Annotated in this window: 15 protein-coding genes; 7 read left to right on the top strand and 8 right to left on the bottom strand. The window is 58.1% G+C overall.

Annotated elements, in window-relative coordinates; translation table 11 throughout:
* Positions 1–27 precede the first annotated feature (27 nt).
* On the bottom strand, positions 28–342 hold the full coding sequence (gene rplU, locus LOY55_RS26260; protein ID WP_003176051.1) for a 50S ribosomal protein L21: 315 nt from the start codon (positions 340–342) through the stop codon (positions 28–30).
* A gap of 240 nt (positions 343–582) precedes the next feature.
* Here rplU and LOY55_RS26265 point away from each other — a divergent pair, with 240 nt between their 5' ends.
* The 3 genes from LOY55_RS26265 to LOY55_RS26275 all read left to right on the top strand — a co-directional run bounded on the left by LOY55_RS26265 (position 583) and on the right by LOY55_RS26275 (position 2,547).
* Positions 583–1,551: a polyprenyl synthetase family protein gene (locus tag LOY55_RS26265; RefSeq protein ID WP_046028560.1), complete on the top strand. Its 969-nt coding sequence runs from the start codon at positions 583–585 to the stop codon at positions 1,549–1,551.
* Positions 1,552–1,742: 191 nt separating this feature from the next.
* Positions 1,743–2,084, top strand: coding sequence for a zinc ribbon domain-containing protein YjdM (locus LOY55_RS26270; protein ID WP_046028563.1), 342 nt, complete (start codon positions 1,743–1,745; stop codon positions 2,082–2,084).
* Between the two features lie 205 nt (positions 2,085–2,289).
* Positions 2,290–2,547 (top strand): hypothetical protein, encoded by a 258-nt coding sequence (locus LOY55_RS26275; RefSeq protein WP_046028565.1) that lies wholly within the window; start codon positions 2,290–2,292, stop codon positions 2,545–2,547.
* Positions 2,548–2,660: 113 nt separating this feature from the next.
* Here LOY55_RS26275 and LOY55_RS26280 read toward each other — a convergent pair whose 3' ends face one another.
* From LOY55_RS26280 to LOY55_RS26290, 3 genes are all read right to left on the bottom strand, one after another.
* On the bottom strand, positions 2,661–3,278 hold the full coding sequence (locus tag LOY55_RS26280; RefSeq protein WP_008028844.1) for an FKBP-type peptidyl-prolyl cis-trans isomerase: 618 nt from the start codon (positions 3,276–3,278) through the stop codon (positions 2,661–2,663).
* 120 nt (positions 3,279–3,398) lie between these two features.
* A complete protein-coding gene (locus LOY55_RS26285) occupies positions 3,399–3,710 on the bottom strand; it encodes a DUF6482 family protein (RefSeq protein WP_046028569.1) in 312 nt (103 codons plus the stop codon).
* Between the two features lie 210 nt (positions 3,711–3,920).
* Complete coding sequence (locus tag LOY55_RS26290; RefSeq protein WP_046028571.1) at positions 3,921–4,409, bottom strand: TIGR00645 family protein; 489 nt, start codon at positions 4,407–4,409, stop codon at positions 3,921–3,923.
* Positions 4,410–4,579: 170 nt separating this feature from the next.
* Between LOY55_RS26290 and LOY55_RS26295 the strand changes: the two genes are divergently transcribed.
* Positions 4,580–6,409: a hypothetical protein gene (locus LOY55_RS26295; protein ID WP_223522725.1), complete on the top strand. Its 1,830-nt coding sequence runs from the start codon at positions 4,580–4,582 to the stop codon at positions 6,407–6,409.
* A 5-nt stretch (positions 6,410–6,414) separates the two neighbouring features.
* Here LOY55_RS26295 and LOY55_RS26300 read toward each other — a convergent pair whose 3' ends face one another.
* Entirely contained in the window at positions 6,415–6,756 is a 342-nt protein-coding gene (locus tag LOY55_RS26300) for a hypothetical protein (RefSeq protein WP_046028575.1), read from the bottom strand.
* A gap of 323 nt (positions 6,757–7,079) precedes the next feature.
* Positions 7,080–9,518, bottom strand: a complete 2,439-nt coding sequence (locus tag LOY55_RS26305; RefSeq protein ID WP_109786302.1) for a Lon protease family protein — start codon at positions 9,516–9,518, stop codon at positions 7,080–7,082.
* A 278-nt stretch (positions 9,519–9,796) separates the two neighbouring features.
* Here LOY55_RS26305 and LOY55_RS26310 point away from each other — a divergent pair, with 278 nt between their 5' ends.
* The 3 genes from LOY55_RS26310 to LOY55_RS26320 all read left to right on the top strand — a co-directional run bounded on the left by LOY55_RS26310 (position 9,797) and on the right by LOY55_RS26320 (position 12,906).
* Positions 9,797–10,285 (top strand): DUF3015 domain-containing protein, encoded by a 489-nt coding sequence (locus LOY55_RS26310; RefSeq protein WP_109786303.1) that lies wholly within the window; start codon positions 9,797–9,799, stop codon positions 10,283–10,285.
* A 92-nt stretch (positions 10,286–10,377) separates the two neighbouring features.
* Positions 10,378–12,231 (top strand): DUF4105 domain-containing protein, encoded by a 1,854-nt coding sequence (locus tag LOY55_RS26315; protein ID WP_223522723.1) that lies wholly within the window; start codon positions 10,378–10,380, stop codon positions 12,229–12,231.
* A 180-nt stretch (positions 12,232–12,411) separates the two neighbouring features.
* Positions 12,412–12,906, top strand: coding sequence for a GreA/GreB family elongation factor (locus LOY55_RS26320; RefSeq protein ID WP_109786305.1), 495 nt, complete (start codon positions 12,412–12,414; stop codon positions 12,904–12,906).
* Here the strand turns inward: LOY55_RS26320 and gdhA are convergent.
* Together gdhA and ettA are read right to left on the bottom strand one after the other, a co-directional pair.
* On the bottom strand, positions 12,903–14,240 hold the full coding sequence (gene gdhA, locus LOY55_RS26325) for an NADP-specific glutamate dehydrogenase (protein WP_223522722.1): 1,338 nt from the start codon (positions 14,238–14,240) through the stop codon (positions 12,903–12,905). The two genes, LOY55_RS26320 and gdhA, sit on opposite strands and share 4 nt — an antisense overlap.
* Before the next feature lie 368 nt (positions 14,241–14,608).
* Positions 14,609–16,300: an energy-dependent translational throttle protein EttA gene (ettA, locus tag LOY55_RS26330; protein WP_258667097.1), complete on the bottom strand. Its 1,692-nt coding sequence runs from the start codon at positions 16,298–16,300 to the stop codon at positions 14,609–14,611.
* Positions 16,301–16,369: the final 69 nt, after the last annotated feature.

Here is a 16,369-nt window from a genome sequence, read left to right on the forward strand (position 1 = left end):
TTCTCCTAGTGAGGAATTAGGCTGAAATTAAGCCTGAATACCGGTGATTTTGATCTCGGTGTACCACTGGCGGTGGCCCATACGCTTCATGTGGTGCTTACGACGACGGAACTTGATGATGCGGACTTTATCGTGACGACCTTGGGAGATCACTTCAGCCACAACGGTAGCGCCAGCAACAACTGGAGCGCCGATGTTCACGTCATCGCCATTGGCGACCAACAGAACGCGATCAAAAGTAACGGATTCGCCGGTAGCGATTTCCAGTTTTTCGATCTTCAGGTATTCACCTGGGGCGACCTTGTATTGCTTGCCACCAGTAACAATTACTGCGTACGACATGGTATTTCTCCGATAATCCTGCTCACCCAGCTCTTTATAAGAAGAGGTATTGGCTGGCATGGCTGCATAGGGCTGGAAGGCCTGTTTGCAATTGCGTAAGGCAGGTGCTGCCCAGGAAGTTCAGGGTGCGCGATTGTACGCAAGCTGCCGGAGCGATGCAAGAGGCCGTCTATCGTGCCTTGACACCCGCCGACGTGGGTCCTAGCATGCCGCGCAACCCTTCTGGAGCAACTGTCGCTGATGCAACCCCAAGCTTTCTACCGCGCGGTGGCGGACGATTTTAGCGCCGTCGACGGCATCATCAAGAAGCAGCTGACTTCCCGAGTGCCGTTGGTATCGAAAATCGGCGATTACATTACCTCGGCTGGCGGTAAACGCCTTCGTCCTTTATTAGTGTTGCTGTGTGGCAAGGCGCTAGGCCGTGAAGGCGATGACCTGCGCCTGCTGGCGGCAACCATCGAATTCCTGCACACCGCGACCCTGCTGCACGACGACGTGGTCGACATGTCAGGCATGCGCCGTGGCCGCTCGACGGCAAACGCCATGTGGGGCAACGCACCGAGCGTGCTGGTTGGCGACTTCCTCTATTCGCGCTCCTTCGAAATGATGGTCGAACTGGGCTCCATGCCGGTCATGAAGATCCTTTCGCAAGCGACCCGCATCATCGCCGAAGGCGAAGTGTTGCAGCTGTCGAAGGTCCGTGACGCCAGCACCACTGAAGAAACCTACATGGAAGTCATCCGCGGCAAGACTGCGATGCTCTTCGAAGCGTCGACCCACAGCGCCGCCGCTCTTTGCGAAGCCACGTCGGAACAGGCTGAAGCACTGCGCACCTTTGGCGACCACCTGGGCGTGGCTTTCCAGCTGGTGGACGACCTGCTGGACTACAAGGGCGATGCCGAAACCCTGGGCAAGAACGTCGGTGACGATCTGGCCGAAGGCAAGCCAACCCTGCCGCTGATCTTCACCATGCGCGAAGGCACGCCAGAGCAAGCTGCGCTGGTGCGCAAGGCGATCCAGAAAGGCGGCATCGAAGACCTGGAAAGCATCCGCGAAGCGGTAGAAGCGTCTGGTTCGCTGGAATATACCGCGCAACTGGCTCGTGATTACGTGGCCCGGGCTATCAAGTGCCTCGACGCACTGCCTGCCAGCGAATACCGCGATGCACTGGTCGAATTGAGCGAATTTGCGGTCGCCCGCACGCACTGATCCCACCTGTTAGAACCCGGCTCCTGTAGGAGCCTGGCTTGCCCGCGATGGCATCAACCCGGTCTAACGATAAACCGTGGTGATGCCATCGCGGGCAAGCCCGGCTCCTACAAAGATCGCGCTGCCCCACCATCCGCCAAAAACCCTATATAATGTGCGCTTTTTAGCGATCCTGAATCCAAGGAGCTTTAGTGAGCACGTTGCCACCCTGCCCAAAATGCAATTCCGAATACACCTATGAAGACGGCGCACAGCTGATCTGCCCCGAGTGCGCGCACGAATGGTCTGCCAGCGGTGAAGCTGACGTGGCGTCCGATGACACGGTGAAAAAGGATTCGGTCGGCAACGTCCTGCAGGACGGCGACACCATCACCGTGATCAAGGACCTCAAGGTCAAAGGCACGTCGCTGGTGGTCAAGGTCGGCACCAAGGTCAAGAACATCCGCCTGTGTGATGGCGACCACGACATCGACTGCAAGATCGACGGCATCGGCCCGATGAAGCTCAAATCCGAGTTCGTCAGAAAAGTCTGAACCTGCTGTATTCCATCCCGCGCCCTGCGTGGGATGGTGCTTCGCCCTCCCCCGTTTCAATCCGCAAACACGAGATATAGCCAAACGCCAGCCGTTTGACCTTGCGCAGTCTTTACCCAGAAAAAATCCCGATCCGCCAATAGGCCCTTGCTATTTGATGAATAAGAATTATTCTCATTGAAATCCGTCAATGGAGATGAGACTCATGACTTACTTAATCGATGCCTGGCTCGACCGCCCACACCCTTACCTCAGGATCCTGCATCGGGAAACCGGGGAAGTCTGTGCGGTACTTGAAGAAGAAGCGCTGAATGAACTGCAGGATCAGGGTGACCTGGACGTCAATGGCCTGAGTTCCAGCGAGCCACTGGTGCTAAAGGAACTGGTGCGTAATCTGTTTCTGTTCTGCTATGCCCGGGCGTTGCGCCCCAGCAGTGAACTGCACCACAGGATCGAGATATGAAAAACTCCGAAAATCCTTGTAGGAGCAAAGCTTGCTCGCGATACAGACGATTTGGTTTCGCCTTGAAAACGAGTTGATGCCATCGCGGGCAAGCCAGGCTCCTACAGGGGGGATTACAGAACGTCGAGCAGTTCGACGTCGAATACCAGTACGCTGTGCGGCGGAATGCTGCCAACGCCTTGAGCGCCGTAAGCCAGTTCGCTCGGCACGTACAGACGCCATTTGCTACCGGCGTTCATCAGTTGCAGGGCTTCGGTCCAGCCAGCGATCACGCCGCCAACCGGGAACTCTGCAGGCTGGCCGCGCTCGTAGGAGCTGTCGAACACAGTGCCGTCGATCAGGGTGCCGTGGTAGTGAGTACGCACTTGATCTTCACGGGTTGGCTTGGCGCCTTCACCGGCAGTCAATACTTCGAATTGCAGGCCGGAAGCCAGGGTGGTGATGCCATCACGCTTGGCGTTTTCAGCCAGGAAAGCCAGGCCTTCGCCAGCAGCCGCTTCAGCTTTGGCAGCCGCTTCGGCCTGCATGATTTCGCGGATCACCTTGAAGCTCGCGGACATTTCTTCCTGGCCAACACGGCTTTCCTTGCCGGCGAAGGCATCGGTCAGGCCAGCCAGGATCGCGTCCAGGCTAACGCCCGGTGGCGGGTTGTCGCGCAGTTGGTCGCCCAGCTGACGGCCAATACCGTAGCTGACGCGGGTTTCGTCGGTGGACAGATTTACTTCGGACATGACACTGCTCCGCTGTGCGGACGGCTCGGGAACTTGCCGTGCGTGCACAGCGCGTCCCGGAGCGCCCGGAACCAAAAGGGCCAGCAGACTAGCACAGATGCCGTAGCGTTGATTAGGACCTCAGTGGTGCCATGCGCTCTGGAAGGCGAGTTGCACCTTCAGGTTTTCCTCTGCATTGGAAACAAGCCCGCACATTTCATCATGAACCAGGGTATGCACAAGGTTGAATGGCAATGTGGGGAAGTCATGGAGTATCTGACGCGCATGCTCGACCGAACGCAGATTGAACATTTGGTCATGGGCATCACTCAAGGGATACGCTGCGCCATGCATGCGTGCTTCCAGCAAGTAGATCCCGCCTTCCATGGAGATCAGGTTCAGCTCATCGATTTTCCCTGCGATGGCATAAGCACGTAATTCAACAAGGTTCATGGAGGCACCCCTACAGTGACGAGCCGAGACTACTTACAGGGATAGGCTTCGGCGCATCAAAGTACAAGCCAGAAACGACACCGCCCGTCCGGTTCGACCGAATAACCCCTCTAGGAGCATGGCTTGCCCGCGATGGCATCACCGCTGTTTATCGTCAGACCGAGGTGCAGCCATCGCAGGCAAGCCTTGCTCCTACAGGGGTTGGGCTAATCAGTGCTTGGTCAGCTTGTCCAGGTAGCCCATGGCGAACGCCGATATCACGAACGTCATGTGAATGATCACGTACCACTTCAAATGCTCGGGATCGACGTTCTTGGCATCCATGAAGATCCGCAGCAGGTGGATAGAGGAAATCGCCACGATAGAAGCCGCCACTTTCATCTTCAGTGAAGATGAATCCATGGTGCCCAGCCAGTTGAGCTTTTCCTTGTGTTCGTCGATGTCCAGTTCAGACACGAAGTTCTCGTAACCGGAAATCATCACCATCACCAGCAAACCGCCCACCAGCGCCATGTCGATCAGCGACAGCAGCACCAGAATCAGATCCGACTCCGCCATCGAGAATACGTTAGGGATAACGTGGAAAACTTCCTGAAAGAACTTCAGCGCCAGAGCCAGTAGCCCGAGGGACAGTCCGAAGTAAATTGGCGCCAGCAGCCAGCGGGAGGCGTACATTGCGTTTTCGATAAAGCGTTCCATTGAATCTCACACAGGGTTGGAAATGGCGGCGAGTATATCAGCCACCTGTCTATACCCAGAAGCAGCCAGAAACCGTCGAGAAATCCGCCACCTGCGCGTGTGTCACAAAGTTTTTCTGCTAGTGTCCAGACTATTGACCGCTCAGCGACATCGGACAGGAAGACTGGAAAATGGATGTGCGATTGCCTTTATCGAGTGCCGGTATCTGCCTGATTCTGCTGATGAGCGGCTGCTCGCCCGGCGAGGATAAGCATCAGGTCAGCCTCGAGGAAAAAACCGCGCAGTTCGAGCAGTCACTGGATAAGATCCAGGACCCGAAACTCAAGGACGCGGTCTCCGAACTCGGCGGTTCACTCCTGCTGCTTGAACGTGCGCAGCTCAAACTCGACAGCAAACCGGTGGAAACCGAATACGGCGAAGATGCCCTCGCCGTGCTCAAGCACTACCCCACGCCCCAGGCCCTGGTCGACACCTACATCAATGGCCTGTTTGTGCTGCACAAGGATTCCAGCTCCGATTACCTGACCGACCTGCAACCGGTGTTCCCCTTCAATTTCAGTATTCCGGCAGCGTTCCTGTTCCCCCATGGCCTGGAATGGCAGTCGGTGACACTGAGCAACAAACGAGTCATCCCCTTCCAGCCCGAATGGTCGGAAACCGATCCCGGCATTCAACTCAGCCCGTCGAGTTCCAACCTGACCAACCCCGATGACCTGACGGTGACTTACCCTTTCATCGAAGGCCTGGATGTCGACAAAAAAAACCAGCCGCAACCGGTGAGCCTGCAAGGCAAAGTCGAAGTGATCGCACCGCACCGGCTCTATAGCTTCGACCTGAGCAAAAAGGACGTTGGCCAGACCCGCACCAACGACAACCTCAGCGTGACCCTGTTGAAGCTTGAAAAGAACTACGCCGAGATCGAATACACCAACAGCGCGCCAGTGGCCCCCGAAGTCGGTGAAACGCCGCTGAACCCCCTGATTGTCCAGGCCAAAGACACCACCGGGCAATTTCTCTCGCGGGCCGGCTCGATCAACGAAACCGCCACGCAAATTGCCTTCTATCAAAAACAACTGGCGAAAATGCAGCAACAAAAGGCCTGGAGCGAGGCGTTCGAACATCAGCTCGATGAAGAACAGCGCACGTTCGAGAAGCAGCAGGGCCAGCACTATTCCAAGGTGTATTTCAACGGGCCGATCGAGACCCTTGAAGTCAGCCTGCTGGACTTCTCGAGCGTCACCGTAACCCGCAAGGACCTGAAGCTGACGGTACTGAGCTTCGACACGCATACCACGGCAAAAACCATTCAGCCGCTGACCTTGCCGGTGGTGGTGTACGACGATCAGGTACCGAACTGGCTCAAGGGCGCGACACTGAGTGAGGAACAGCTGAAAAAAAGCATCAACGTCAATCAGTCGGTGGAGGACCCGAGCGCAGCGCGTATCGAGTTCACTCACCCTAGAAGCTTCAATGACGAATTGCTTGGCAACTCTTTCAGCCCCGGCGATAGCCCGGTCAGTTTTTTTACCGCGGACAGTAACGGCAAACGCGATGAACCGATCGAACTGCCACCAGAGGCTTACCAGGTCGACCCTCTGCGCGGCACGATCACCTATGACCTGAACCTGTTTACGCAAACACCGGCCTTCGCAGTGGGCTCCATGCCGTTGTTTCTGGCCACCGTCGACAAACAGACGCTCGACACCCGCAAATTACCCAAGGGCCTGGAGCTCAAAGGCAATGCGCTGATGGTGGATGTGAAGTTGTTTCCTGCGCAGGACTGGCGATTTTTCACCAAGGATGACAGCGGGAACTACCTGAAGGAGATTCTTGCGGTCACGCACGACGCCAGTGCCGATGGCCCGGCGTTATTTGACGTGCACTACTTCTATGGCCAGCCCACACAACTGGAAAGTTATCAGCGAACCGACCTCGCCACCGTGCAGTACGGTTTCGAAGTCAAACTGGCCAAGGCTGATATGAGCCAGCTTGATCAATAAGCCGCTCAGTGATCGGGCCGATACTCGAACCCGCCGAGATTGCGGCAACGGCCACCATTGATTTCCCGCAGTTGGGCTTGCAGGTGCAGGCACCAGATTTGTGGATCGTCGGCCAGTTCGTAGCCGTGCAGGGTCAAGCTTTCAACGATGGTGTCGAGGATGGATTCAGCCACGAAAGGGCCATGAAACGGGCCTTGCGCCTTGATGGCCGAGGGTTGCTCGCCAGCCATTCCGGCGGCGAAGAGCAGGGTCCACATGCCCGTATCTCCCGCCAGAGGGCGGATAGCACATTCGATACGGGTGACAAGGCCCAGGCATTGACGGGTAAGGCAGAGGTTGCGCGACATGGCGGCGACCCTCGGTAGATCCGGTATTCAGCCCCCCACGGGAAGGCTGTCTCGATCCTGTGATTACTGTCGATATCCCTGAACCAGAGAATAGAAGAAAAGTTTGACTAGCACGCCAGGCGAGACCAGAAGGCGCCGAATGGTCATTGTGTGAAGATTGACGCCAGAGTGATGGCACTTTCGGCATACACCACAAAAAATTGTGGGAGCCGAGCTTGCTCGCGATAGCGGACTTTCAACCAACAAAGATGTTGAATGTCAGTGCCTCATCGCGAGCAAGCTCGGCTCCCACAGGAGGTGTATGAACTCAGCTCAAAACCGCGTCACGCTGGTTTTGTTTCGGCCAACGCCTCCTGCGCCATCTCTTTCTCGGCTTCCTTGAGGTCTTCCTCGCTGATCATCTCGGCAATCACCCGCAGACGCTCCACCACCCGCGCATTGACGCTGCCTTCGGGGAATTCGCCATTTTCATCCGGCGCACCTGCCGGTTCGCCCACCAACAGGCTCAAGGCTTCGTCCGCCTGACGCACCGCGTAGACATGGAACTGCCCCGCGCGCACGGCGGCCAGCACTTTCTCGTCGAGCATCAGCGTGGCAACGTTCGCCTGCGGAATGATCGCCCCTTGATGGCCGGTCAGCCCGCGCGCTTCGCAAAGCCGGAAGAAACCTTCGATCTTCTCGTTGACCCCGCCCACGGCCTGCACTTCGCCGAACTGGTTGATGGACCCGGTGATCGCAAAGCACTGCTTGAGCGGTGTTTTCGACAAGGCCGAAATCAGCGTGCACGCCTCGCCCAGCGACGCACTGTCACCATCGACATACCCGTAGGACTGTTCCAGGGCGATGCTCGCGGAAATGGCCAGCGGGAACTCCTGGGCGTAACGACTGCCCAGATACCCGGTGAGGATCATCACGCCTTTTGAGTGAATCGGCTGGCCGAGGTTAACTTCGCGCTCGATGTCGACGATGCCACTGCCACCTGGATACACCGTGGCGGAAATCCGCGCGGGCACACCGAAGGCCGAGTCGCCGACTTCCAGCACCGTCAGCCCGTTGCACTTGCCGACCGCCGCGCCATCGGTGTCGATCAGGATGATACCGGCCAGCATGTCGTCGAGAATCCGCGCTGAAACGCGCCCGGTACGCGTGGCCTTGGCCTTGAGCGCACGCTCTATGTGCCCGGCGTCGGTCATTTCATCGCCGGCCAGGTGGCGAATGAAGTCCGCCTCGCTGACCAGTTGGAACAGATCACCGATACGCGCCGACAAGCGCCCCTGATGCTCGGCCAGGCGTGCGCTGTACGTGGCCAGACGCGCCACCGCATCGGCCGTCAATGGGGCCATGCCTTCTTCGGAGGTGCGGGTTTTGAGCAACTGGGCAAACTGCTCCAGGCTCTCGTCGACCATCGGGATGTCTTCGTCGAAGTCCACCAGGACGCGGAACATTTCCTGGAAGTCCGGATCGAGGTCTTGCAGCGTGTAATACAGCTGGCGGGCACCGATGATGACGACTTTGACCGCCAACGGAATGTGTTGCGGCGTCAGGGTCACGGTGGCCAGTCGACCCAGCTCACCCAGCGGCGATTCCATTTTCAGCTTGCGCGATTGCAGGGCGCGCTTTAGCGCATCCCACACGAACGGCTCACTGAGCATTTTTTCCGCTTCAAGGATCAGGAAGCCGCCGTTGGCCCGGTGCAAGGCACCCGGACGCAGCTGCCGATAGGTGGTGTACAACGCGCCCTGATCGGTGCTGTATTCAATCCGGCCAAACAGGTTTTCGTACGTCGGGTGCGGCTCGAACACCACCGGCGCACCGCCGCTGGCCGAATGCCCGACCACCAGGCTTGGTGCGTATTGCTCTTCCAGCAACTTGCGGGCAATGGCGTCGGTTTTGCTGTCGTCGACCAGTTGCTCGACAACCGTTTTCAGCAAATAAACCTGCATCGCTTGCAGGTAACCGCACACCGCCGCGTTCTCGGCGTACTTCTCCGACAACGGCGACAACAGCGGCTGCAAGGCCAGGGTGATGGTTTCTTCGTTGAGGTGGCGCAGTTGATTGCTCGACTCACGCTTCCATTGCGGCAGGCTGGCGAGTTCCTCGTTCAGGCGCTCCTCCAGGACGGAAATATCTTCGTGGAAACGTTCGCGATCGGCTTCCGGCAACTGGGCGAATTCCGCTTCATCCAGCGCCTTGCCTTCGCTCATCGGGGTAAACGCGATGTTGCTGGCGTCGCGATACAGGGCGACTTCTTTTTCCAGGGCCAGGCGCTCGATGACATCCAGAGCCTTGTCATAGCGCTGATTGAAGGCGCGGTCGATGGCGCTTTTCTTCTGCTGGTAGGACGGGTGTTCGAACACCGCCGGAAAGGTCGCCAGCAAGTTATCGATCAAGCCGTTGATGTCGCCGATGAAAGCACCCGCGGTGCCCGACGGCAATTCCAGGGCGCGCGGCTCGCGCGGCTCATCAAAATTGTTGACGTAGACCCAGTCCGCCGGGGTCTGCAGGCGTTTGCCTTCGGCCTTCAGGTAGCGTTTGACGAAAGAAAACCGGCCGGTACCGGGCTCGCCCATGACAAAGACGTTGTAACCGGGGCGTGGCATGGCCACACCGAACTGCAAGGCTTCAACCGCACGTTCCTGGCCAAGCACACCGCGAAAGGGCTCCAGATCATTGGTGGTAGAGAAGCTGAACTGTTCAGCGGAAAACGGACGGGTCAGCGCTTCAGGCGCTAGACGCAAGCTGGCAGCAACAGGATCAGGCATCGGGCTTCCTTACATCAGGCGGGGCAGATAGCGGCATTCTGGCGCTGCCCATACCTCACTTGCAAGGCGCACCTCCAGCCAAAGCATAGTCAAAGGGCCATCCCCAGGCGGGCCGGGGCTAAACCAATGATTTCAACGAATGTTTTGCAAAAAATCACGGAACCCCGTGATCCTGCCTAAACTCCAAACTGCGCGGCTGGATAAATAACCGGCCCACTGGCGCCAGAATGGGCCAGAACCCCCTAGTCCATCGGTATGCACACAAAGAGAACATAGCTATGAAACGGATTCTTCTCGGTACTCTCTTCACCGCTGTATCCCTCAACGCCATGGCGCAAGCGCCAGGCGGCCCGGATTGCGGTTGGGGCAACATGCTGTTCGAAGGTCAGCGTGGCACCCCGGCTCACTTCATGGCCTCCACCACCAACGGCACCTCCGGCAACGCAACCTTCGGTATGACCTCCGGCACCAACGGCTGCGCAACGAATGCATCGCTGACCTACGGCGGTAAATCCTGGATTGCCATGAATGGCATGATGAACGAGCTGTCCGAAGACATGGCCAAAGGTCAGGGCGAAGCGCTAACCACTTACGCCGTGGTACTGGGCGTGGCGCCGGAAGACCGTGCACATTTCGCTGCGGTGACTCACGAACACTTCCAGCAAATTTTCAGCAAGGCTGACGTGACCGCTGAAGACGTGCATACCAACACCCTGGCCGTTCTGAAGAGCGATCCGCGTCTGGCCAAGTACGCCACTCAAGCTTAAGCTCGAACCGCCCGCTCCTTTCGGGGAGCGGATTTATTTTTTGGCCCGCCCCTCTTTGGGTCTTTGTTTTTTTCGACTTTAAGTTGCTCACTATGCTCAAACGCCTTGCCTGGCTGGCGCTCTGTGTCTGTGCCCCGTTGTCCGCCGCGCCACATCTGGACAATCAACGTTTGCAGCAACTGGCCAATGACCCCTTCTGGATTTCCCTGGGCCACTACGAAACCGCCAAGCTTGGCGGCTGGCGCAGCTATGTCAGCGACCAGAAGTTCTTTCTTGCGCCTGATGGCAACGAACATCCCGACCATGAACTGGCCGCGACCGTGCAAGCGCTGTACGCCCCGGCCAGTGCCGGCGAACAACACGCCCAATGCGTTTACCCGGCCCGCACGCGCTGGTTGAAAGCCCAGCTCAAGCTGACCGACCTGCCGACACTGGACTGCGCCGAGTTCAAGCAATGGTTCAAGGACGTCTCGCCCGACAGCGCGGTGATGATTTTCCCGGCGGCGTACTTGAACAGTCCGTCTTCAATGTTTGGCCACACGTTATTGCGCATCGACCAGAAAGACGTGCAGAGCGACCATACCGCCCTGCTCAGTTATGCCATCAATTTTGGTGCCTACATCGAAGGTTCGGACAACAGCATCCTTTACGCCTGGAAAGGCTTGATGGGCGGTTACCCGGGCCTGTTTGCGCTGGTGCCGTATCAGGAGAAGCTCTCGGAATACCGCAGTCTGGAGAACCGCGACCTGTGGGAATACCGGCTGAACCTGACCCAGCCAGAAACCGCACGCATGGTCGAGCACGTCTGGGAGTTGAAACAGATCAAGTTCGATTACTTCTTCTTCGACGAAAACTGCTCCTATCGCCTGCTCGAATTGCTGCAGGTGGCGCGACCGAGCCTGCGCCTGACCGAGCAATTCCCGCTGACCGCCATCCCCACCGACACCGTCAAAGCGGTCAAGGAAGCCGGGCTGGTCGAGTCGATAACGTATCGCCCGTCCCGCGAGCGTGAATTGTTGAGTCGCGCCGAACCGCTGAACGCTGATGAACAGCAATGGGTGCTGAACGTCAGCGCGGATCAGAAACAGTTGCAGGCCCCCGCCTTCAAGGCTCAACCCAAAGACCGCCAGGCGCTGATCATCGACGCCGCTTATCGCTTGGAACGCTACCGCGCCAACGGCCAGGAACGCGACCCGGCGCGGGCGCAACGCAGTTTCGAACTGCTGCGGGCGATCAACCAGAACCCCGCACCGGAACTGGACATCCCGCGACCCGGCCTGCCCGAGGACGGCCATGAATCGCGCACCTGGCAGGCCGGCATCGGCACCCGGGGCGATAAAGCATTTGGCGAGTACGGCCTGCGCATGGCCTATCACGATCTCAACGACAACGCCGAAAGCTTCCCGCTCGGCGCACAGATCGAAATCCTGCAAATGAAACTGCGCCAGTACGAAGGCAATCAATGGCAGTTTCAGCAGCTAGACCTGGCAACGATTCGCTCACTGACCCCGCGCAACGAGCTGCTGCAACCGCTGTCGTGGCAGGTGACCGGCGGTCTGGAGCGCGTGCCGGGCAAGCATGACGACGAAACCCTGGTCAGCCACGTCAATGGCGGTGGCGGCGGCACCTGGCAACTGGGTGACGACCTGCTCGGCTTTGCCTTGGGCACCGTGCGCGTTGAACACAATAACGACTTCGCCGCTTTCATCGCCCCGGCGGCGGGCTTCAACACCGGTGTACTGTGGAACAACCCGCTGGGCAATTTCAGCCTGGAGACCAAAGGCGACTTCTTCACCAATGGCGAAGTGCGCCGAAACATTAGCCTGAATCAGCAGTGGGAACTGTCGCGTAACCTGGGCCTGCGCCTGAGTGCCCAGCGCGACTTCAGTCACCTCGCCACACCCGAGAATGAAGTGATGCTAGAGGTGAAGTGGTATCACTATTGACGTAAATCCCTGTGAGAGCGGGCTTGCCCGCGATAGCGATTTACCATTCATCATCAATACTGACTGATAGCCCATTGAACAGCCTCGTCCGCGCCCATCGCTCGCCATGAGTCGTACACAGACATCCACCGAAACTAAAAGCCTGCAACCATGGCCCAAACCCTATAACGGGAGATCACCATGAGCCGCGCATTCGTCAACGAAGATAACGCTGCCGCGCAAGCCGATCAGCCGGTCGAACGGCAGGTCAGTGCGCAGCCCAATTACGTCACGCCCCAAGGCTTGAGCCTGTTACAGGGCAAGGTCGCTGTACTGCAAGCCCTGCATGCCGAGCAGTCCGCCAAGGGCGAACAGGCCGACAAACAGCGCGTGGCAGATCTGGAACGGGACCTGCGCTACTTCAAACAACGCCTGAGCAGCGCTCAAGTCGTGCCGCTCGCCACCTCGACGGTAAAAGTGCAGATCGGCAGCTGGGTCACTTACGCCGACGAACACGACACCGAACACCGTGTGCAATTGGTCGGCGAGGATCAGGCCGATGCCGCGCATGGCCTGATCAATTGGGACTCGCCACTGGGGCGCGCGTTGCTGGGTGCACCACTGCAAGATGAAGTGCTGTGGCAACGCCCCGCCGGAGATCAATTCATTGAAGTTATCCGCATCGAACCGGCTTAAACCACGCCTTGGGCAAGCATGGCGTCGGCGACTTTAACGAAGCCGGCGATGTTCGCACCTTTTACGTAATTGACCCGCCCGTTCTCTTCGCCGTAATGCACGCAGGCGTGATGGATCGACTGCATGATCGCGTGGAGCTTGTTGTCCACTTCACCGCCGGTCCACAACAGGCGCATGGCGTTCTGCGACATTTCCAGCCCGCTCACGGCAACGCCGCCGGCATTCGACGCCTTGCCTGGCGCGAACAAAATGTCTGCTTCAATGAACACGTCCACGGCCTCAAGGGTCGTCGGCATGTTCGCGCCTTCCGCCACGCACATGCAGCCGTTACGCAACAAGGTGCGAGCGGCCTCGGCATCGAGCTCGTTTTGTGTCGCGCACGGCAGTGCGATGTCACAGCTCAGGGACCACGGGAGTTCGCCGCCACGGAATTCCAGACCAAAACGGCTGGCCAGTTCGCGGATACGACCGCGCTGGACGTTTTTCAGCTCCAGCACGGCCAGCCACTGCTCTTCGGTCAAACCGCTTTCGCAGTACAGCGTGCCTTCGGAATCAGACAGCGAAATAACCTTGCCCCCAAGGTCCATCACCTTGCGTGCAGCGTATTGCGCGACGTTGCCGGAGCCGGAGATCGCCACGCGTTTGCCCTCGACCGTCAATCCGCGACGCTTGAGCATCTCTTCGGCGAAGTAGACACAACCAAAACCGGTGGCTTCCGGGCGAATCAGACTGCCGCCATAGCTCGGGCCTTTACCGGTCAGCACGCTGGTGAACTGGTTACTCAGGCGCTTGTACTGGCCGAACAGGAAGCCGATCTCCCGGGCGCCGACACCAATGTCACCGGCCGGCACATCCACATCGGCACCGATGTGGCGGTACAACTCGCTCATGAACGCCTGGCAGAAGCGCATGACTTCGGCGTCGCTTTTGCCCTTAGGGTCGAAATCCGAACCGCCCTTGCCACCGCCCATTGGCAGTGAAGTCAGGGAGTTTTTGAACGTCTGCTCGAAAGCGAGGAACTTCAGCACGCCCAGATTCACCGAGGGATGGAAGCGCAAGCCACCCTTGTACGGGCCGATCGCGCTGTTCATCTGGACGCGGAACCCGCGATTGACCTGCACCTTGCCCTGATCGTCGACCCAGGAAACCCGAAAAACAACCGCCCGCTCCGGCTCACAAATACGCTCCAGAATGCCGGAGGTCAGATAGTGCGGATTGGCTTCGAGAAACGGCCACAGGCTACGCAAGACCTCTTCAACCGCTTGGTGAAACTCGGGTTGATCCGGGTCGCGTTTTTTCAGGCGCGCAAGGAAGGATTCGACGGATTCGATCATGGAAAAGTCTCGGCAAATTTATTGTCGTTGGAGGAGATTGAGCCGGACTGTAACAAACGATTCATGCACGAGAACAGCGCATAACGTCGCATTTATGAAATTAAATGGTGCGCAGGATATAAATTAATCTGGTTTTTTAGCTTTTTTGCACCTGAATGGGGATTCACAACTCAAGTCTTGCACCATCAGGTACACCGTCTTCGCGGGCAAGCCCGCTCCCACAGTGTCCGTGAAGCTTTGCGTATCCCGGGCAATCCACATTCCCGTGGGAGCGGGCTTTCCTGCGATGAATTCACCGCGATCCCACTGAAAAACGCATAAAAAAACGGAGCCCCGAAGGCTCCGTTTTTCATGCAACCGACCCGGTATCAGGCCAGTTTTTTGTGCCGTACACGATGCGGCTGGGCAGCTGCTTCGCCGAGACGCTTTTTGCGATCGGCTTCGTATTCGGTGTAGTTGCCTTCGAAGAACACCGCTTGCGAGTCGTCTTCGTACGCCAGGATGTGAGTCGCGACGCGGTCAAGGAACCACCGATCGTGAGAGATCACAATGGCGGCGCCCGGGAAGTCCAGCAGTGCTTCTTCCAGGGAACGCAGGGTTTCAACGTCGAGGTCGTTGGACGGTTCGTCGAGCAGCAGGACGTTGCCGCCCTCCTTCAGGGTCAGGGCCAGGTGCAAGCGACCGCGCTCACCACCGGACAGGTCCTTGACGAACTTCTGCTGATCGCCGCCCTTGAAGTTGAAACGCCCCACGTAAGTACGTGACGGGATCTCGTAGTTGCCGATGCGGATCTGGTCGGAACCGTCGGAGATTTGCTGGAACACAGTCTTGCTGCCGTCCAGGTCTTCGCGGCTCTGATCGACGCACGCCAGTTGCACGGTTTCGCCGACTTCGATGCTGCCCGAATCCGGTGTTTCCTTGCCCATCAGCATGCGGAACAGGGTCGATTTACCGGCACCGTTACCACCGATCACGCCAACGATGGCGCCTTTAGGCATGGAGAACGACAGGTTGTCGATCAGCACGCGATCGCCATACCCCTTGGAAACGTTCTTGAATTCGATGACCTTGTCGCCCAGGCGCGGACCGGCCGGGATGTAGATCTCGTTGGTTTCGCTGCGCTTCTGGAATTCCTGCGATTGCATTTCTTCGAAGCGTTGCAGACGAGCCTTGGATTTGGACTGGCGGGCCTTGGCGCCTTGGCGCACCCACTCCAGTTCTTCCTTCATGGCTTTTTCGTGGGCCGACTGCTGCTTGGATTCGGCAGCCAGACGATTGGACTTGGCTTCAAGCCAACCCGAATAGTTGCCTTCGTACGGGATGCCGGCACCGCGGTCGAGTTCCAGAATCCAGCCGGCGACGTTGTCCAGGAAGTAACGGTCGTGCGTGATCGCAACCACGGTACCCGGGAAATCGTGCAGGAAGTGCTCCAGCCAGGCGACGGAATCGGCGTCCAGGTGGTTGGTTGGTTCGTCGAGCAGCAGCATGTCCGGAGCGGACAGCAGCAGGCGGCACAGGGCCACGCGACGCTTTTCACCACCGGACAGGAATTCGACTTTCGCGTCCCATGCTGGCAGGCGCAGCGCATCGGCGGCGACTTCCAGTTGACGCTCAAGGTTGTGACCGTCGCTGGCCTGCAGAATGGCTTCGAGCTTGGCCTGTTCAGCCGCCAGCTTGTCAAAGTCGGCATCTTCTTCAGCGTAAGCCGCGTAGACCTCGTCCAGGCGCGCCTGGGCGTTCTTGATCACGCTGACCGCTTCCTCAACCACTTCACGCACGGTTTTGGTCGGGTCCAGGATCGGTTCCTGTGGCAGGTAGCCGATGTTCAGTTCCGGCATCGGACGGGCTTCGCCTTCGAACTCGGTGTCGACGCCGGCCATGATTTTCAGCAACGTGGACTTACCCGAACCGTTGAGGCCGAGTACGCCGATCTTGGCGCCAGGGAAGAACGACAGAGAAATGTTTTTCAGGATTTCCCGCTTCGGCGGAACAACTTTGCCGAGCCGATGCATGGTGAAGACGTAAGAGCCTGTTTTGCCTGCTTTGTCACTTTTTGACATGATTTGATTCGCCTTTAATCCTGTGTTTTTAGTGCTTGAATGGTAGCGACAGCGCTTAAATTCGGGAAA

Origin of the sequence: Pseudomonas sp. B21-040, assembly GCF_024748695.1 — a bacterium.
Classification (GTDB): domain Bacteria; phylum Pseudomonadota; class Gammaproteobacteria; order Pseudomonadales; family Pseudomonadaceae; genus Aquipseudomonas.